22 protein-coding genes are annotated in these 17,286 nt (G+C 66.4%); 11 read left to right on the top strand and 11 right to left on the bottom strand.

Annotated features, from left to right (window positions below; translation table 11 throughout):
• Positions 1 to 3: 3 nt before the first annotated feature.
• The 5 genes from P1K30_RS17435 to lgt all read right to left on the bottom strand — a co-directional run bounded on the left by P1K30_RS17435 (position 4) and on the right by lgt (position 4,083).
• Positions 4 to 804, bottom strand: a complete 801-nt coding sequence (locus P1K30_RS17435; RefSeq protein WP_275634042.1) for a Hint domain-containing protein — start codon at positions 802 to 804, stop codon at positions 4 to 6.
• Positions 805 to 983: 179 nt separating this feature from the next.
• Complete coding sequence (locus tag P1K30_RS17430) at positions 984 to 1,142, bottom strand: hypothetical protein (RefSeq protein ID WP_275634041.1); 159 nt, start codon at positions 1,140 to 1,142, stop codon at positions 984 to 986.
• Between the two features lie 222 nt (positions 1,143 to 1,364).
• Positions 1,365 to 2,120: a peptidoglycan editing factor PgeF gene (gene pgeF, locus P1K30_RS17425; RefSeq protein WP_275634040.1), complete on the bottom strand. Its 756-nt coding sequence runs from the start codon at positions 2,118 to 2,120 to the stop codon at positions 1,365 to 1,367.
• On the bottom strand, positions 2,117 to 3,193 hold the full coding sequence (locus tag P1K30_RS17420; protein WP_275634146.1) for a class I SAM-dependent methyltransferase: 1,077 nt from the start codon (positions 3,191 to 3,193) through the stop codon (positions 2,117 to 2,119). The genes pgeF and P1K30_RS17420 overlap by 4 nt, the downstream gene beginning before the upstream one ends.
• Positions 3,190 to 4,083 carry a prolipoprotein diacylglyceryl transferase gene (gene lgt, locus P1K30_RS17415; protein WP_275634039.1) on the bottom strand — a complete coding sequence of 298 codons (894 nt, stop codon included), beginning with the start codon at positions 4,081 to 4,083 and terminating at the stop codon, positions 3,190 to 3,192. Before lgt ends, P1K30_RS17420 begins: the two co-directional genes overlap by 4 nt.
• Before the next feature lie 107 nt (positions 4,084 to 4,190).
• Here lgt and P1K30_RS17410 point away from each other — a divergent pair, with 107 nt between their 5' ends.
• The 4 genes from P1K30_RS17410 to P1K30_RS17395 all read left to right on the top strand — a co-directional run bounded on the left by P1K30_RS17410 (position 4,191) and on the right by P1K30_RS17395 (position 6,472).
• A complete protein-coding gene (locus tag P1K30_RS17410; protein ID WP_275634038.1) occupies positions 4,191 to 4,439 on the top strand; it encodes an accessory factor UbiK family protein in 249 nt (82 codons plus the stop codon).
• 251 nt (positions 4,440 to 4,690) lie between these two features.
• On the top strand, positions 4,691 to 5,191 hold the full coding sequence (locus tag P1K30_RS17405) for a type III secretion system chaperone family protein (RefSeq protein WP_275634037.1): 501 nt from the start codon (positions 4,691 to 4,693) through the stop codon (positions 5,189 to 5,191).
• A 127-nt stretch (positions 5,192 to 5,318) separates the two neighbouring features.
• A complete protein-coding gene (gene proC, locus P1K30_RS17400) occupies positions 5,319 to 6,128 on the top strand; it encodes a pyrroline-5-carboxylate reductase (protein ID WP_275634036.1) in 810 nt (269 codons plus the stop codon).
• The gene (locus P1K30_RS17395; protein ID WP_379560336.1) at positions 6,125 to 6,472 is read left to right on the top strand and encodes a tRNA-binding protein; all 348 of its coding nucleotides are present in this window, start codon (positions 6,125 to 6,127) and stop codon (positions 6,470 to 6,472) included. The genes proC and P1K30_RS17395 overlap by 4 nt, the downstream gene beginning before the upstream one ends.
• A gap of 92 nt (positions 6,473 to 6,564) precedes the next feature.
• Here P1K30_RS17395 and P1K30_RS17390 read toward each other — a convergent pair whose 3' ends face one another.
• Positions 6,565 to 7,146 (bottom strand): thymidine kinase, encoded by a 582-nt coding sequence (locus tag P1K30_RS17390; protein WP_275634035.1) that lies wholly within the window; start codon positions 7,144 to 7,146, stop codon positions 6,565 to 6,567.
• Positions 7,147 to 7,275: 129 nt separating this feature from the next.
• Here P1K30_RS17390 and parA point away from each other — a divergent pair, with 129 nt between their 5' ends.
• Entirely contained in the window at positions 7,276 to 7,911 is a 636-nt protein-coding gene (parA, locus tag P1K30_RS17385) for a ParA family partition ATPase (RefSeq protein ID WP_275634034.1), read from the top strand.
• 12 nt (positions 7,912 to 7,923) lie between these two features.
• Here the strand turns inward: parA and P1K30_RS17380 are convergent, their stop codons facing one another.
• Complete coding sequence (locus P1K30_RS17380; RefSeq protein WP_275634033.1) at positions 7,924 to 8,295, bottom strand: hypothetical protein; 372 nt, start codon at positions 8,293 to 8,295, stop codon at positions 7,924 to 7,926.
• Positions 8,296 to 8,690: 395 nt separating this feature from the next.
• The gene (locus P1K30_RS17375; protein WP_275634032.1) at positions 8,691 to 9,194 is read right to left on the bottom strand and encodes a histidine phosphatase family protein; all 504 of its coding nucleotides are present in this window, start codon (positions 9,192 to 9,194) and stop codon (positions 8,691 to 8,693) included.
• Between the two features lie 130 nt (positions 9,195 to 9,324).
• Between P1K30_RS17375 and P1K30_RS17370 the strand changes: the two genes are divergently transcribed.
• Both P1K30_RS17370 and P1K30_RS17365 read left to right on the top strand, forming a co-directional pair.
• On the top strand, positions 9,325 to 9,507 hold the full coding sequence (locus tag P1K30_RS17370; RefSeq protein ID WP_275634031.1) for a hypothetical protein: 183 nt from the start codon (positions 9,325 to 9,327) through the stop codon (positions 9,505 to 9,507).
• 541 nt (positions 9,508 to 10,048) lie between these two features.
• Complete coding sequence (locus P1K30_RS17365) at positions 10,049 to 10,222, top strand: hypothetical protein (RefSeq protein ID WP_275634030.1); 174 nt, start codon at positions 10,049 to 10,051, stop codon at positions 10,220 to 10,222.
• Positions 10,223 to 10,293: 71 nt separating this feature from the next.
• On the opposite strand, the gene P1K30_RS17360 is transcribed toward P1K30_RS17365, so the two are convergent.
• Entirely contained in the window at positions 10,294 to 10,500 is a 207-nt protein-coding gene (locus P1K30_RS17360; protein WP_275634029.1) for a cold-shock protein, read from the bottom strand.
• Positions 10,501 to 10,815: 315 nt separating this feature from the next.
• On the opposite strand from P1K30_RS17360, the gene yciA reads away from it, so the two are divergent.
• Both yciA and P1K30_RS17350 read left to right on the top strand, forming a co-directional pair.
• Complete coding sequence (yciA, locus tag P1K30_RS17355) at positions 10,816 to 11,217, top strand: acyl-CoA thioester hydrolase YciA (RefSeq protein ID WP_275634028.1); 402 nt, start codon at positions 10,816 to 10,818, stop codon at positions 11,215 to 11,217.
• A gap of 109 nt (positions 11,218 to 11,326) precedes the next feature.
• Positions 11,327 to 11,803 carry a DUF2938 domain-containing protein gene (locus P1K30_RS17350; protein ID WP_275634027.1) on the top strand — a complete coding sequence of 159 codons (477 nt, stop codon included), beginning with the start codon at positions 11,327 to 11,329 and terminating at the stop codon, positions 11,801 to 11,803.
• A 108-nt stretch (positions 11,804 to 11,911) separates the two neighbouring features.
• Here P1K30_RS17350 and ettA read toward each other — a convergent pair whose 3' ends face one another.
• Positions 11,912 to 13,567: an energy-dependent translational throttle protein EttA gene (gene ettA, locus P1K30_RS17345; RefSeq protein WP_275634026.1), complete on the bottom strand. Its 1,656-nt coding sequence runs from the start codon at positions 13,565 to 13,567 to the stop codon at positions 11,912 to 11,914.
• 383 nt (positions 13,568 to 13,950) lie between these two features.
• Between ettA and P1K30_RS17340 the strand changes: the two genes are divergently transcribed.
• Positions 13,951 to 14,172 (top strand): hypothetical protein, encoded by a 222-nt coding sequence (locus P1K30_RS17340; RefSeq protein ID WP_275634025.1) that lies wholly within the window; start codon positions 13,951 to 13,953, stop codon positions 14,170 to 14,172.
• A 138-nt stretch (positions 14,173 to 14,310) separates the two neighbouring features.
• Here the strand turns inward: P1K30_RS17340 and P1K30_RS17335 are convergent, their stop codons facing one another.
• Entirely contained in the window at positions 14,311 to 15,219 is a 909-nt protein-coding gene (locus tag P1K30_RS17335; RefSeq protein ID WP_275634024.1) for a bifunctional helix-turn-helix transcriptional regulator/GNAT family N-acetyltransferase, read from the bottom strand.
• A 139-nt stretch (positions 15,220 to 15,358) separates the two neighbouring features.
• Between P1K30_RS17335 and P1K30_RS17330 the strand changes: the two genes are divergently transcribed.
• Positions 15,359 to 17,278, top strand: coding sequence for a cytochrome c3 family protein (locus P1K30_RS17330; RefSeq protein WP_275634023.1), 1,920 nt, complete (start codon positions 15,359 to 15,361; stop codon positions 17,276 to 17,278).
• Positions 17,279 to 17,286 lie beyond the last annotated feature (8 nt).

Raw genomic sequence — 17,286 nt, 5'->3', positions numbered from 1 at the left:
AGTTCAGTAGATCGCCGTCTCGTATTCTTCCGGCGACAGGCGCGGCGCGCACAGCGGGCCGAAGTCGCTCAGCGACGTGATGTGCGGGAAGAAGGACAGGAACAGCCGCATCCCGTCCGCGCCCAGCCGGGTCATCAGGTCGGTGCCCGGGTGATAGCTTTCGATCTCCAGCCCGTTCGCCCGCAGGATCTGATGATCCTGGAACGCCAGATGATACGTGTTCACCGGCGAGGCGGGGGCCACGCGGATCACGCTTTGACCGTCTTCGAAGGCGGTGATCGGCGTCAGTGCGCTGTCACCCTGCACCACGTCCTGCAGCCGCGCGTGGCGATGCAGAAGGCGGGCGTGCGGCGCCAGCATCAGGTCGGGCATGGGCCGCGACGGTCCGAAGCTGTCCACCGGGATGCGGAACAGGCGCGGCGGCGTCTGGCCGGGCTGCTGACCGGGGATAAGGGTCATGTTCCCGATCCACATCAGCGGTTGATAGCCATTGTCACGGGTCTCGATCCGCATACCGGGCAGCAGGTCTTCGACCGCGACGGGACCGTCTTCGGTCGCCATGATCGTGCCGCGGGCCAGCGCACAGAAGGCAGCCTCGAACACCGGATGCGCCGGCGCGCGCTTGATGATCTCGGCAAGCGAGCCATCCGGCAGCAGCGACAGCGCCTCGAAACGGCGCGCGGGAAATTGTTGTTGCGGTTGCGGTGTGCCTGCGTTGGCGCGACGGACCGTCCAGCGATGCTGACCCATCGGTGCGGCAGTGCGGGCGACGGCAGTACCGCCCGGCCGATGCGGATATGTCATTCGTTTCCCTCTTGACTGCCCCGCATGGCCGATGCCGACCTCACGGGTGCACGCCGCGGCTTTGCCGCAGCTCCCCAGTGACACGGGCATGTTCACACCCGCGGCAGACTAATTCCCCCTTGGATCGGGCCTGGGCCCGACAGGGCCCGTCCCATGCTTTTCGCGGCCCCGGACGGCCTTCAGGTCGCACCGTGCGCCGGGTGTCCCGGCTTGGCCGTGGCAGCGGCCCGTTTTGCGATGAAGGCGTCGCGGCGAGCGCCGCGCGTCCAGGGCATCTTCACCTCCAGCGTGGCCGACTCTTTCACGATCTTTGCGATCCAGTTCGCCTTGCTGGCCATGACGTCTCTCCTTGATTCGCGCGGGGCAGCCCGCGCGGTCTCTCGTCGTTTCCCGAAGCGAGGCAATTGGCCTCCGCTGGAACGACTATCGGCGGGCATTGGGGCTGCAGGATGTCGGCGTCAGGATTCTTTACGGCTCAATAAGGCCGGGAATGTGGCGCTGTGCGCGCTTTGGAAACGCTGCGGTCAAGAGGTGCCGGCGCGTCGCCGAAAATGAGCGGATCAGAGCCGAATGACAGAGATCAGGCGACCGTAATCCGCCTCGCTCCGGTGCTGGCTGCGCCGATAGGAGAAGAATCGCCGAGGATCGGCATAGGTGCACCACCGCGTCCACTCGGCCTGACCGACACCGGCGGTCCGCAACCTGTGCAGCCCGAAACCGGGCAGGTCGAAATGCTGCCTGTCGCCGTCGCCAGCCCGGAAGAACCGGGCGTTGTCGGGATCGGCGGCCAGGAACGCCTCTTGGAACTCGGGCCCGACCTCATAGGCCGATTGGCTGATCGTCGGCCCGATCGCGGCGGTGATCCGCTCGCGACGGGCACCAGCCTCGACCATCAGGTCGACGGTGGCCTCCAGCACGCCATCCAGCGCGCCGCGCCACCCGGCATGGGCCGCCCCGACGACGCCTGCCTCGCGGTCCGCGAACAGCACGGGTTGGCAGTCGGCGGTCAGGATCGCAAGCGCAAGGCCCGGCGTTGCGCTGACCATCGCGTCTGCGCGCGGGCTGTCGGGGCCGATGTCCTCGGCCCGGACGGCGGTGGCAGAATGCACCTGCCGGACGCCGATCAACGCCTCTGGCGCGACCGCCATCGCGTCGGCCACGCGGGCGCGGTTGATCTTTACGATGTCGGACTGGTCCGAAGACCCCGGCCCGCAGTTCAGCCCCGAGAACACGCCCGAGGACGCGCCACCAAGCCGGGTGAAGAACCCGTGCTGCACACCGTCGAGTGCGGGAGATGTCAGGATTTCAAGCGTCATCGCTCCAGCCCTGGCGGGGGCGCTGTTCGGTCGGGGTGAATAGCAAGCACCTTGAACAGACTCCCCATTTCCTGCGGGTGGGTCAAGCGACGATGCGCGGCGACAAGCTGGTCCAGCGGTGCGCCGGTCAGACCGCCCGCCAGCTGTTGCGCCCGCTGCGTGATGCCGAGACGTTCAAGGAACATGCCCTGAGCCACCATGGCAGAGGCCGCAACCCCCTTGGCAGCCCCGGTTGCGGCCCGGGCGAAGGCTTCGAAATCGACATGGGCGGTCAGGTCCGCCTCACCGGGATGTGAAAGCGGATCGTCGGGTTCGTGCGCTCGCAGCGCCTGCAACGTGTCCCCTTTCGACCGCCAATCGCCGTAGTCGATGAAAATCGCGGCGCCCCCCTGCGCGGCGATCCGGGGCGCCAGCGACTCGGCCACCGCCGCTGCCGGGGCACAGGTCTCGACCATGTCGCCATCCGCGGTGTCGGCCATCCGGTATGCGAGGGGGCCCAGCGGGGTGACCGCGCCCAGCCCGAAGGCCAGCGCCCCGTCCGCCACCGTCACCAGCCGTTCGCGCCACCCGCTGCCATCGCGCAGGAACTGCCGGATCGGCAGCGCGTCAAGGAACTCGTTCGCCACAAGAAACAGCGGCCCGTCCGGCAACCCGTCGACGTCGTCGCACCACTGCACCGCGTGTCCCGCCAACGTCTCGCGCTGTTTGTCCCGCAGGACCGGCGACGCCTCGACCAGCACCGGGCGGGCGGCGTCGTGAAAGCCCGGCACCCGCGCCGTGGCGCGCAGGATGTCCGCCATCAGCGTGCCCCGGCCCGGCCCAAGCTCTGCCAGCAAGAAGGATGACGGCGCGCCTTGGTCCAGCCATGCCTGCGCCAGTGACAGGCCCAGCACCTCGCCGAACATCTGGCTGATCTCGGGGGCGGTGGTGAAATCCCCGGCAACGCCGAACGGGTCGCGCGTGGTGTAATACCCGTGCTCGGGGTGCAGCAGGCAATCCGCCATATAGTCGGCGACCGTCAGCGGCCCGGTTGCGGCGATCCGCCGTGCCAGAAGCCCGGCCAGCGGCGTCATGAAGCGGCGGGTGCCCGACGTCGGGCCCACACCACCAGTGCGATCCCGATCAGCAGCATCGGCAGCGACAGCAGCTGGCCCATCGACAGGCCGGCGTCGCCCAGCCGGACGACATGGCCCAAGGGGTTGTCGAGCGTGATGTACTGCGCATCGGCCTGCCGGAAGAACTCGACGAAGAACCGCGCCCCGCCATAGCCGCCGATGAACACGCCGGTGATCGCCCACGGCGTCCGGAACCATTTCCGCGCGAAGACCAGAAACAGGATCAGCAGGCCCAGCAACAGCCCTTCCAGCCCCGCCTCGTACAGCTGCGACGGATGCCGCGCGCAGGGGCCGTCGACCAGCGGGCAATCCTGCGCCGCACCGCCGGGAAAGACCACGCCCCACGGCATGGTGGTCGGAAGGCCCCACAGTTCGGCGTTGATGAAGTTGGCGATGCGCCCCAGCAACAGCCCCGGCGGCGTCGCCGCCACCAGCATGTCCGCCACGCTTCCCGTCGCCGCGCCGATCCGGCGGGAATAGACAAGGATCACCGTCATCACGCCAAGGAACCCGCCGTGGAACGACATGCCGCCGTTCCAGATCTGCAGGATCTCCAGCGGGTGCGTCAGATAGTACCCGGGTGCGTAGAACAGCACGAAGCCCAGCCGCCCGCCAAGGATCACCCCGACGATCACCCAAGTCACGAAATCGTCCACCTGCGCCGCCGTCATCGGCGGCTCGCCGCGCCACAGCTGCGGGCGCCGGACAAACGCGACGGCCATGCGCCAGCCGATGATGATGCCCACGATATAGGCCATCGCGTACCAGCGCAGCGCGAAGGTGAAACTGCCGATGTCGATCGAGAAGATCTCGGGCGAGACGGAGGGGAAGGGAATGGCGGCCAACATGCACTTTCCTTGGCCACGGCGGCACGGCGAAGTCAACCGGACGAACGCGACCTTGCCCGTCGCGCCCCGGCAGCCCATATAGGGGGCAATCGGAACGGAGCTAAGATATGCAGACCCGCAACAAGGTTTTCGACGACATCGGCCAGCTGATGACCAACGCGATGGGCGTCGCGCAGGGCGCGCGGCAGGAAGCCGAGACCGCGATGAAGGGGCTGGTGGACCGCTGGCTTGCCGACCGCGACTTCGTCACGCGTGAGGAATTCGACGCGGTGCGCGCGATGGCCCAGAAGGCCCGCGAAGAAAACGAGGCGCTGAAAGCCCGCCTCGACGCGCTGGAAGCCTCATCCAAATCCTGACGGCAGGCCGGCGCGACCGCTTAGGTTGCGCCGCGCCCCCGGCGATACACCGAACTGTTACCGGATCGTGTACCCTTGGCCGGGTCATCCCCAAGTTATTGCACTTATCCCCGTTTTAGTGCTTTACAGTGCGAATCACTCGCCCTTACCATATCTCGTAGGACGTGCGGCACAGATCGCCGATCCTAGAGCAGGCACCTAGTTCTGGGGCGACTTCATGACCCCCGAACGATGAGCAGAGAGGCGGGGGCATGTCGCTGGCAGAACAGTTCCATACGGAAGATCTTCACCCGATCGATATCGTAGAGCACATCGCGCAACACCACGCGTGGGAGTTCGACCGCGTCGCGGACGACCAGATCGCGATGGCTGTCGAAGGACAGTGGCGGACCTACTCGATCACGCTGGCGTGGTCGGACTACGACGAGACGCTGCGCCTGATCTGCACCTTCGAGATGGAACCGCCCGAGGACAAGCTTCCGGGCATCTACGAGACGCTGAACCGCGCCAACGACATGTGCTGGTCGGGCGCCTTCACCTACTGGGCGGACCAGCGGCTGATGGTTTACCGCTACGGTCTGGTGCTGTCGGGCGGCCAGATGGCCAACCCCGAACAGATCGACACGCTGATCGGCTCGGCGGTCGGATCGGCCGAACGGTTCTACCCGGCGTTCCAGCTTGTGGCATGGGGCGACCAGTGCCCCGAAGAGGCGGTGAACGTCGCCATCGCCGAAGCCTACGGCCGGGCCTGACACCAGTCTTCGCGTATTCGACGGGCCGCGCCGGGGACCACCCCGCGCGGCCCGTTCGCGTTCGCGGCCCTTGCTTGTTCCCGCCCGCCCGCGCGGCTAGGAACGGGGCAAAGCAAGGGGGCGCGACATGTTCGAAGAAATTTCCCGCCGGGGTCTGGTGCTGCTCGGCTGCGGCAAGATGGGCTCGGCGATGCTGGCCGGGTGGCTCGATCGCGGACTGGAACCCGGCTCGGTCTGGGTCATCGACCCGAACCCGTCCGACTGGTTGAAGAACACCGGCGTCAACATCAATGCCGATCTGCCGGACAGCCCCGCCGTCGTCCTGATCGCGGTGAAACCGCAGATGATGGGCTCGGCCCTGCCGGACATCGCCGACTATGGCAACGGATCGACCCTGTTCGTGTCGGTCGCGGCCGGGACCACCATCGAAACCTACGAGGACATGCTCGGCGCGGCCTCTCCGATCGTGCGCGCGATGCCCAACACCCCGGCAGCTGTCGGGCGCGGCATCACCGCCATCGTCGGCAACCCCCGCGTCGCCCCGGCCCAGCTGGACACGGCCGAGGCGCTGCTGGCCGCCGTGGGGCAGGTGGTCCGGCTGGACGACGAAAGCCAGATGGACGCGGTCACCGCCGTCTCGGGCTCGGGCCCGGCCTACGTCTTCCACCTGATCGAAACGCTCGCCGCAGCGGGCGAGGCCGAGGGTCTGCCCGCCGACCTTGCCATGCAGCTTGCGAAGGCCACCGTCGCCGGCGCGGGGGCGCTGGCCGAGGGGTCGGACGACGACCCGTCCCAGCTGCGCGTCAACGTCACGTCCCCGGGCGGAACCACCGCCGCCGCCCTGTCGGTGCTGATGGACGATGAAACGGGCTTCCCCGACCTGCTACGCCGCGCGGTCGCGGCCGCTGCGAACCGGGGCCGGGAGCTGGCGAAATGACCATCGCGGACCTGGTCGGCATCGACGATTTCCTGAAACTCGACATCCGCGTCGGACAGATCATCCGCGCCGAACCCTTCCCCGAGGCGCGCAAGCCCGCGATCAAGCTCTGGGTCGATTACGGGCCAGAGATCGGCGAACGGAAAAGCTCGGCCCAGATCACGGTCCACTACACGCCCGAGGACCTGGTCGGCCGCCGCGTCCTTGGCGTGGTCAATTTCCCGCCCCGCCAGATCGGCCCCTTCATGTCCGAAGCGCTCGTCCTCGGCGTCCCGGACGACTCCGGCGCCGTCGTTCTGATCGCGCCGGACAAGGACGTGCCGCTGGGCGGTCGCCTGTTCTAGACGACACCGAACGCCGTCCGGCCTCTTCTTCTCTTGGAAAATACCTCGGGGAGCACGAGGGGCTGGCCCCTCGTTTCCGCCTGCGACAGGGCTCAGGCGTCGCCGACCGCCTCGCGCCAATGCCTGCGGCACAGCGCGACATAGGTCTCGTTCCCGCCGATCTGCACCTGCGCGCCGTCCTTCTGCGTCCGTCCTTCGGCGTCGCGCCGCACCACCATCGTCGCCTTGCTGCCGCAGTGGCAGATCGTGCGCACCTCGCGCATCTCGTCGGCCAGCGCCAGCAGCGCGGCAGAGCCGGGGAACAGCTCGCCCCGGAAATCGACCCGCAGCCCATAGCACATGACCGGAACGCCAAGGTCGTCGACCGCGCGCGCCAGCTGCCAGACCTGCTCTTTGTCGAGAAACTGCGCCTCGTCCACGAACACGCAGGCGACCTCTCCCTGCTCCATCCGGGCGGCGATCCGGGCGAACAGGTCCTCGCCCGACACGAAGGTGTCCGCCTCTTCGGCGATCCCGATCCGGCTGGCGATCCGGCCCTCGCCGGCGCGGCGGTCCATCCGCGCGGTCAGCAGATAGGTCTGCATTCCCCGTTCGCGGTAGTTGTACGCCGCCTGCAGCAGGATCGTCGACTTGCCGGCGTTCATGGTCGAGTAATGGAAATATAGCTTTGCCATGAAGGTCCTTTGCCCCGATGCGCCGTTTCGCGCAAGCGCCCGCCGACGCGCCGGGGTTCGCTGCGTTGCAGCAAATCCACTTGCATTCCGCTGCGGAATAGCGCCTTCCTGAACCAAAGGAGGCCCGCCATGTCCGGTCACGTCTTGACGGTTGCACAACAGAAAGGCGGCGCGGGGAAGACCACGCTTGCCATCAATCTGGCCGTCCGCTTCGCCGAGATGGGGAAGACCGTCGCGGTGCTGGACACCGACCCGCAGGGCAGCTTGGGCCGCTGGTTCATGACCCGACGGGACAGGATGGACGGCGACGCCGGGCTGGAATTCGGCACCGCCAGCGCGTGGGGCGTGTCTTATGAATGCGAGAAGCTGCGGCGCGATCATGACCTCGTGCTGATCGACACGCCGCCCAAGATCGACGCCGACCTGCGCCCCGCCTTGCGCGAGGCTGATTTGATCCTTGTTCCCGTCGCGACCAGCCAGATGGACCTTTGGGCCGTCGAAAGTGTGTTCGAACTGGCAAAGCGCGAGAATCGCGATGCGCTGATCGTGATGAATCGCGTGCCGCCCCGTGCCCGTCTGACGGAACGGATCACGGCAGAGATCGAAGAAGCGGGGCTGGATCGGGCGCAGGCGGCGCTAGGCAATCGTGTTGCCTACGCCGAGGCGCTTGGTCGCGGGCAGGCCGCGTGCGAGTTCCGCAAGGCGGGCCCCGCCGCGCAAGAGATCGCGGCGCTGGCCGACGAGATCGCCGCCCGACTGGACTAGGCCGTCAGCGCGTCAGATGCGCCGGTCCAGGATGCGTTGGTTGATGAAGGTCAGGCCCGTGCGGATCTGCACGGCAAGCTGGCGCGACACGGGATCCATGTGCATCACCCGCGCGGCAAGCCGCTCTAGCGTGTGGCCCTCGCGCATTTCCTGCATCCGCGCCTCATAGCCAGCCGTGCCGATGTCGGCCGCGACCACTAGACGTATGATCATCGCGAAATAGATGAAGAAGATGAGGTGCCACAGTGGCAAGTAACGGCTTCGGTTGCGAACCCGCGCCACTTCCAGCCCGTCGTGGTTGAAACTGAAGACCGCCGAGGACCGGCGGTACCCCTCTGCCACGCGCGAAGGCAGGATGCTGAATGGTCTTAATATACGTGCCATTGCCGCTTCCCATCTTGGAAAAACAAGTTTCCCCAAGGTTACGCCGAATGAAGGCCGAACTTTGGCGCAATACGGGGCCAGAGTGTGGCGCATTCTGCCGACGCAACGGCATTTCCGAGGACTTTGTTAACTTGGAAGGTGAGGCTTTGGAACGTCCTGCGTCCGGATCTTCACGGAATCAACGGCGCGGGACCGGGCATCGGTGCAACGTCAGATGCTGGCCCAGTCGGTGAAACGGTAAGGCGTCGGCTTGGGCCGCGGGCGATTCGGCGACTGTTCCGGCTCGGGCTCTGGCTTGCGATGGGTCATCTGGCGGCATCTCCTCTCGTTTACGTCACGTTGGGGGACCAACGCGACAGTGGAGATTTCGTTCAGATTTTATCGGTCACGGCTTCTTACGGCCCGAAATACCGTCGTGAGACCACGGGCACGCCAGCCTTGCCGCGCGTGACGATGAACAGGTCGCCGTATTCCAGCGGTGCCTCGCCGGGGGCACCCAGATCCTTCCAGATGGAATGCAGGTTACCCTTGTTGCCCACCCAGACGATCGACCGCCCAGCGCCCACCTGCATCAGCCGCGCCGCCGGATGTTCTTCGGTGATCCGGTGCATCGGAAGGTCGCGCGCCTCGGCCAGCGGTGCGGCGGTGTCATAGTTGCGGCGGATGCCGGGATAGTAGATCGCGTCGATCTTCTCGTCCTTCAGCGCGCCGACCAGTGCTTTCGCTCTTTGGCGGCCCAGTGCGGTCAGGTGGTCGCCCTCGCGGTCGGCGTGGCGCAGGATGATAAGCCGCGTTCCGCGCGGGATGATCACGGTGCGCCCCGATCCGTCCGTACAGCCAGCCATCGCGCCAACCGCTGCAAAACCCGCGCCGGCGGCAAGAAATGCCCTTCTATTCATGCTTCTCCCTCCCAAGATCGCATGGTGACCTAAGGGTAGGCGAGCTTCTGCCAAGGGTCTACCCCACGGGAACCCTGCGCCAGAACGCTCGTTGAGTTCGCAACATACGAACTGAATGGAGGATACGAAGATGTCGCTGAAGAGATTCGCCAAGAAGGCGCTTAAGACCTACGCCCGGTCGAAACGCCGGTCGGCCCACGGGCACAGCGCCGCTCCGGGCACCTATCGCCCCGGCGTCCGCCGGACCAACCCCAAGGCGTCCGCCGCCAATGCAGCGGTGCGCGAGGTCGGGAAGATGCTGCGCAGCCGGTGATTCCAGTCTCCCGCGTCCGGACCCGCCATAATTGGCCAGGTCCGGGCGCGGGATGAGGTTCCAACCATCGTTGGGGCCTCAGATGCTGGCCCAGTCCTTGAAGGTTACCGGATGGGGCACGGGTTGCTCCGGCGCCTTCTCCGGGCGCGGTTTCCGAGCGGTATGAGTCACGTCGATAGGTCCTGTGTTTCGCAGCCTTTCTGGCGGCGGCGCGGATGTAATCCCGCGCCTCGATCCGGTCAATCTGTGCTGTGCGGCTGTCGGCCAGAAAACGCCGTACGGCGCGACCGAGTCGCCCAGCAGCCCGTCATCGCCCCTTTTTCACGACGATTCGGATGATCGCACCTCTCGGAACGGTTGCAGATGTTTCAGCCATTTCACGGATTCTGTGGGGGGCGTGCGCGCCTGACCCAGCGTTTCCAGCGAATCCGCGGCCTGCGGATCACGCCTCTGTCACGGCCCACCAATTTCGACCGTGCTGCCAAACTGTTGCCGCAATCAGGCGCGAAGACAGCCGTGCTGAACAAGGAAACAATCGGGGGTGAGCGCCATGACTAAATGGAACTTCGAATCCGAAGAGCAGGATCCGAAAAAGCACTGGAGCTCGTGGAAGCTGCAGCGTGATAAGAAGAAGATCCAGCTGAACAACTACCTGTCGGCGGGTGTACTATTGCTGGCGACCGTGGTCGTCGTGGTGCATCAGGGCGTTATCTAAGCCCGACAGAAACCGACGTCCAAAATGGGCGGGCCAAGCGGCCCGCCTTTTGTTTTTCCAAGCAGCGAGGCTCAGGCGAGGGCGAGTTGAACTGCGCTCTCACGGCCGTCGCGGCCAGCTTCGATTTCGAAGGTGACCTTCTGCCCGTCGGCAAGGCCGGTCAGGCCCGAACGCTCGACGGCGGAGATGTGCACGAACACGTCGCGCTTGCCGCCTTCGGGCTCGATGAAGCCGTAGCCTTTGGTGGTGTTGAACCATTTCACGGTGCCGGTGGCCATCGTGATGTCTCCCGTTTTTGATGCCGCCCGCAGTATGCGGCGGCTCGGCTCAGTCAGTGCAAGATCGAACTGGCGGCCGGTGAAGGAAGACAGGGTCGATAGAGGTAACAGTCGCAACCGGGTATATGCGCAATCTTTCGGTGAAAATCAAGCGTGGCGTGCAGGGGCTGGGGGTGGCGCGCGCCGTTATAGCCCCTGTGTGGCTTGTCCGAAGGGCGGTGCGGGTGCCAATCCGGCGGGGTGCGGTTGGCCCTTGCCACGCGGGTCTGTCGCAGGGCATTGCACCTCAACCCAACCGGTACAAGGAGTCATCCGATGACTGACAAAACCCCCGAACCCGAAGCCGAACCCGAGGGCGAGCTGACCCTGCGCACGCTGGCCATGCCCGCCGACACGAACACCGCCGGCGACATCTTCGGCGGCTGGGTCCTTAGCCAGATGGACATCGCGGGCGGCATGGTCGCGGGGGAACGCGCACAGGGCCGCGTGGCCACGGTGGCGGTCGACGCGATGAAGTTCATCCGACCGGTGAAGGTGGGCGACGTGCTGTGCGTCTATTGCGATGTCGTCCGGGTCGGGCGCACGTCGATCGCGGTCGAGATCGAGGCATGGGTCAAGCGCGACCGCATCGGCAGCCGCGAGAAGGTGACAGAGGCGCTGTTCACCTTCGTGGCGCTGGATGCCGACGGCAAGGCGCGCGAGGTTTCCGCGTCCTGACCCGGGCCAATCGTTTCGCGCGCGAAACAACTGGCGGCCCTGTACCCCACAGGCCCATTCCCTTCCCCGGCCTCGCGTTCTAGCCTGCGCGAAACGGGGGAGGCGCGCTATGTACGCGATCTGGACGGGAATCGAGATGGGGCTGCTGGGAACGGTGGCGATGGATCTCTGGGCGATCCTGCTGGCGCGCTTTGCGGGGCAGCCCAAGCCCAACTGGGCGATGCCGGGCCGCTGGCTGGCCCACGCCTTTCGCGGCAAGCTGTTCCACGCGGACATCGCGGCGGCAAAGCCGGCGGCGGGTGAGCTGCATCTTGGCTGGTTCTTCCACTACGCGGTCGGGGTGATCTACGGCGTGGTCTTCGCGGTGCTTGCGGGCGCCGGCTGGCGCGCCGACCCGACGTTCCTGCCGCTGTGGATCTACGCCCTTGCGACCATCGCGGCAGGCTGGTTCCTGCTGCAGCCCGGCATGGGCCTTGGCTGGGGCGCGTCGAAGACACCGAACCCGTGGAAAGTGCGCGGTCTGGGTCTGGTGGCGCACACGGTGTTCGGGCTGGGCATGTGGATCGGGGCGCTGGTGATGGCGTGATGTAGGATGGGGTTCTACCCCATCCATACAAATCCGGACCAGATGTGGTGACGGCGAAAGGGTACGCCGTAGGATGGGGTTTTACCTCATCCCACCAATCCACACGACCTAGCGCGCGAACTTCTTGTACTTGATCCGCTTCGGTTCCACCGCGTCCGGGCCGAGGCGACGCTTTTTGTCTTCCTCGTAGTCCTCGAAGTTGCCTTCGAACCATTCGACATGCGCCTCGCCCTCGAAGGCGAGGATGTGGGTGCAGATCCGGTCGAGGAAGAAGCGGTCGTGCGAGATGACCACGGCGCAGCCGCCGAAGTCGACCAGCGCGTCTTCCAGTGCCCGCAGGGTTTCGACGTCAAGGTCGTTGGTCGGTTCGTCGAGCAGAAGGACGTTGCCGCCCTCTTTCAGCAGGCGGGCCATGTGGACGCGGTTGCGTTCACCGCCCGACAGCAGGCCGACCTTCTTCTGCTGGTCGCCGCCCTTGAAGTTGAAGGACGAGCAGTAGGCGCGCGAGTTCACCTGCGCGTCGCCCAGTTCGATGATCTCGGCCCCGCCCGAAATGGCTTCCCACACGGTTTCGTTGTCGGCGAGATCGTCGCGCGACTGGTCCACGTAGGACAGCTTGACCGTGTCGCCGTATTCGACCGTGCCGCTGTCGGGCTGTTCCTGCCCGGTCAGCATACGGAACAGCGTGGACTTACCGGCGCCGTTCGGGCCGATGACGCCGACGATTCCGCCCGGCGGCAGCGAGAACGACAGGTCCTCGATCAGCTGGCGGTCGCCGTAGTGCTTGTTCAGGCCCTCGACCTCGATCACCTTCGAGCCAAGACGCGGGCCCGACGGGATGACGATCTGCGCGCGCGTGATCTTCTCGCGCTCGGACTGGCTGGCAAGTTCCTCGTAGGCGGCGATACGGGCCTTGGATTTGGCTTGCCGCGCCTTGGCGCCCTGCCGCATCCATTCCAGTTCGCGTTCCAGCGTCTTCTGCTTGGACTTGTCCTCGCGCGATTCCTGCTCGAGACGCTTGGCCTTCTGTTCCAGCCACGCGGAATAGTTGCCTTCGTACGGAATGCCGCGACCCCGGTCGAGTTCGAGGATCCAGCCGGTGATGTCGTCAAGGAAGTACCGGTCGTGCGTGACGATCAGGATGGTGCCCTTGTAGGCGATCAGATGCTGTTGCAGCCACGCGATGGTTTCGGCGTCGAGGTGGTTGGTCGGTTCGTCGAGCAGCAGCATGTCCGGCGCTTCCAGCAGCAGCTTGCACAGCGCGACGCGGCGCTTTTCACCGCCCGACAGCTTGGTGACGTCGGCATCGTCCGGCGGGCAGCGCAGGGCTTCCAGCGCGATGTCGATCTGGCTGTCGAGATCCCACAGGTTCTCGGCGTCGATCTCGTCCTGCAGGCGCGCCATTTCGTCGGCGGTCTCGTCCGAGTAGTTCATCGCCAGTTCGTTGTACTTGTCGAGCTTGGCCTTCTTCGCCGCGACGCCCAGCATCACGTTGCCACGCACGTCCAGCGAGGTGTCCAGTTCCGGCTCCTGCGGGAGGTAGCCGACCTTGGCGCCCTCGGCGGCCCAGGCTTCGCCGGTGAAGTCCTTGTCCATGCCGGCCATGATCTTCAGCAGCGTGGATTTACCCGCGCCGTTGACCCCCACGACGCCGATCTTGACGCCGGGCAGGAAGGACAGGCGGATGTTCTCGAAGCATTTCTTGCCACCGGGATAGGTCTTGGAGACGCCATCCATGTGGTAGACGTATTGGTAGCTGGCCATGAGGGAAGGGCTCCGGTCTGCGTGTCGGGTTGGGCGGTGTGATATCCAAGCCGGGCGCAAAGGGCAATCCGGCGCGGACGCAGCGGGCGGCGGTGCGCCGCGTGGCCGAAAGGCGGCGTTCGTCCGCCGCGCAGGTGACGCTGCGAAAAAGATGTTGCCGGATAGGTGCGGGCCGGGCTATGCGGCTCTCACTGACCGGATGAACCGGAAACAGGAGTACGACTTATGACCGCACGCAAGCTTGCAGACATCGCCGGGGGCACCCCCTAGAGCGGCTTGCGGATCTAAGTCATCTTAACCCGGAGGCCGCCCGTTTACGCGGCCTTTTTCGTTTTCGGAATCCGGGTTTTACGGGCGGACCTCCCTACCAAAGGAGTAGCGTCATGCCCGTTGTGCAGACCAACATCGTCTATCTTCCCCTGATCCGCCGCGCCGGACTGGTGCGGCTGTTTGCCCGCCTTGTGCGCGCGATGCCGCAAGATCCGCCGCGCGTGCTGTCCGACGACGTGCCCGCCTACCTGCGGCGCGACGTCGGCCTGCCTCCGCCTATGACCGGGCGCGAGGCCGTGGGGCCGCCCGTTCATGGGCGGATCGGCATCATGTAAGGCGGCGCCCCCGGTTCCGGTGATGGGCCGGTTTCAGGCCGGATTCGGTCTGGGGCAGGGGGCGATCCGAAGAGGTGGTGAGTGACGAGACCGGGTCGGGGGCGCTGCCCCCGGCCTTCGGCCTCCCCCGGGATATTTTCAGTCAGAAGAAGGGCCGGGCGCTTCTTTGGTCGCGATTGCCTTCTCGAAGAACACATCCGGGTAGGGGTCGTCGTTGTATCGTGGGATCTCGGTCCAGCCGGTATTGCGGTACAGCGCGACCGCCTCGGGCAGGGCCGAGTTCGTGTCCAGCCGCAGGACGCGGATGCCGAGGGCGCGGGCGGCGTCCTCTGCCGCCGCCATCAGGCGGTGCGACAGTTTCAGGCCGCGCGCCGATGGTGCGATCCACAGGCGCTTGATCTCTGCCACCTCTTCACCCCAGCCCTTCAGCGCGACGCAGCCGATGGGAAGCCCGTCGGACATCGCAACAAAGAACGCGCCGCGCGGCGGGACCATGTCGGCCGCGTCGGGATCGCGGCTGAGGTTCACGTCGAAGCCCTGCGCGAAGCGGCGGCCGAGTTCGGCGTAGTATTCGCCAAGGCAGTAGACCGCATCGTCGCTGCGGGGATCGGCGGGCAGGATTTCGATCCTGTGCTGGCCCAGCGCGCTGGCCACAAGATCCATCGCGGCCAGCAGGGCGTCGGACCGTGGATGTGCCTGCAACAGCCGTTCGGCGCGGCCATCCGACAGCGCGTCATAGCGCGCGACCTCTGCCGCGCCATCAGGGGTCAGACGCGCGATGCGGCGGCGGCCGTCTTCGGGGTCGGGGGCCAGCGTCACGAGGCCCTCGTCCTCAAGCCCTTTCAGAAGGCGCGACAGCAGCCCCTTGTCGAGTTGCAGCAGGTCGCGGATCGCGGTCACGTCGATGCCGTCCTTGGTGACGGCGCACAGAACGCGGGCCGCGCCCAGCGGGCGCCCGCGTCCAAGGTAAGAGGCATCGAGCGCGCCGACCTCTACGGTGACGGCGCGGTTGAAGCGGCGGATGCGCTGGATCGGGGTCGGTTTCATTTGGTTGACTTAGGTCAACTTAATCCGTGACGTCAACAGGATTTGCCCGCGCACCGCCTGCGGTTGTTGCGCTGGCGGGCTGCGCATAAGGTTGCGGGCAGACGGGACAGGACGGAGACGCGGCGTGGGACTTGCCGCCATGGTAAGACGGGCGGGCGTCACGGCGCCGGTGCTGATGCTGGTGCTGTGCGCGGGGGCGGGCCGCGCCGACGAAGTCTACGGCATTCCCGTGACCGGCGGCGACGTGCCGGGGTATGTGCCGGACGCCACCTGCGGCACCTGTCACAAGGACATCGCGGACCGCTTTCCGACAATCGGGATGGGGCGGTCGTTCTATCGCCCGTCCGCCGACACGGCGATCGAGGATTTCGATGCGCCGCCGTTCCACCACGCCCCAAGCGACCGCCATTTCAAGGTCGAGTTGCGCGGGGACGATTACTGGTTCAACCGGTGGCGCGAGGGGCCGGATGGCGAACGGCTTGACCTGTTTCAGCGGCGCATCGACTGGGTTGTCGGGTCGGGCAACCGGTCACGCGTCTACCTGTATCGGGTCGACAGCGGCGCGATGTTCCAGCTTCCGCTGGCGTGGTATTCGCAAGAGCGCAAGTGGGGCATGGCGCCGGGGTTCGAGTTCGCCGATCACCTTGGGGTGTCGCGCCCTGTCCGGCATCGCTGCATGACCTGCCACAATGCCTATCCCGAGGTGCCCGAAGGCGCCGGGGACTTTGGCCGGCCCGAGCTGTTTCCAGCGGATCTGCCGCAAGGCATCGGGTGCCAGCGGTGTCACGGGCCCGGCGCGGCCCATGTCGAGGCGGCGTTCGACGAGGGCATCTATGGCGGCAATCTTGATGCCGTGCGGACGGCGATCGTGAACCCTGCGACCTTGCCCGCCAACCGGGCGCGGGACGTTTGCTATTCCTGTCACCTGCAGCCCAGCGTCTCTTTGCCGGCCACGGTGCGGCCGGGGCGTGGCGTGTACGACTTCCGCCCGGGCGAGTCGCTGGACGCGCACATGGTGCAGGTGGATATCGTCGATGCTCTGCGGGCGCCGGATGCGCGGTTCGAGATCAACCACCATCCCTATCGTATGGAGCAGAGCCCCTGTTTCCTTGAAAGCGGTGGCGCCTTCGGCTGCACCAGCTGTCACGATCCGCATGGCAAGGCCCCGATTGAGGAACGGCAGGCAACCTATCGCGCGGTCTGCACTGGCTGCCACGAGGCGACCGAGGTTCATCCGGATCTTGCGTCAGAGGCGGAGTGTACGTCCTGCCACATGCCCGCGCGGCGGCCGCAGGACGTGCCGGAACTGTGGGTGACCGACCACCGCATCCAGATTCCGCCGGACACCGACCTTCTGGCGCCGCTGGACAAGCGGCCCGCCGAGGTGACCGAGGTTTTCCTGTACCATCCCCCGGCGGATCTGGCGCCCGGCGAGGCGGTGATCGCGCAGACGTTCAGCATCCTCAATTACTCGGGCCACACCGCCGATTATGCGGCGGCCGCGCTTGGACGGGTGCTGTCCGCCGAGGACCCGTCCGAGTTCGAGCCGTGGCTGGCCTTCGCCGAAAGCGCGCTTCGGCTGGGGCAATACGAGACCGCCTATGCGGCGGCCGAGCAGGCGTCGCTGCTGGCGCCGGATCACCCGGTGCCGGTCAAGCTGATGGGGCTGGCAAAGCTGCAGATGGGCGACCTTGACGCGGCGCGGGCGCTGACCGAGCGCAGCCTGCGGATATCGGGCGACATGGCGGAACAGCACCTGAACCTTGGTCTTATCCTTGCGGCGTCGGGCGATGCCGAGGCCGCGCTGGCCGCGGCCCGGCGGGCGCTGTCGCTGAACGACGCGATGCCGCAGGCGTGGCGGCTGGTCGCCCGGCTGGCGGAGGCGCGCGGCGACCGGGCGGCGGCGGCCGAGGCCTACGAAGCCGCGTTGCGCATCGAACCGGGCACGCTGGACGACCGCAAGGCGCTGGTCGCGCTGTTGCAGGCGCTGGGCCGCAGCAGCGATGCCCTGTTGCACAGGGCGCTGTTGTTGCGCGATATGCGGGCAACGGTGGAGTGATGGAAGAA

Origin of the sequence: Psychromarinibacter halotolerans, from assembly GCF_029168315.1 — a bacterium.
Classification (GTDB): Bacteria; Pseudomonadota; Alphaproteobacteria; order Rhodobacterales; family Rhodobacteraceae; genus Psychromarinibacter; species Psychromarinibacter halotolerans.
Note: the sequence above shows the minus strand (reverse complement) of the source record. Positions and strands in the feature narration are given on the sequence as shown.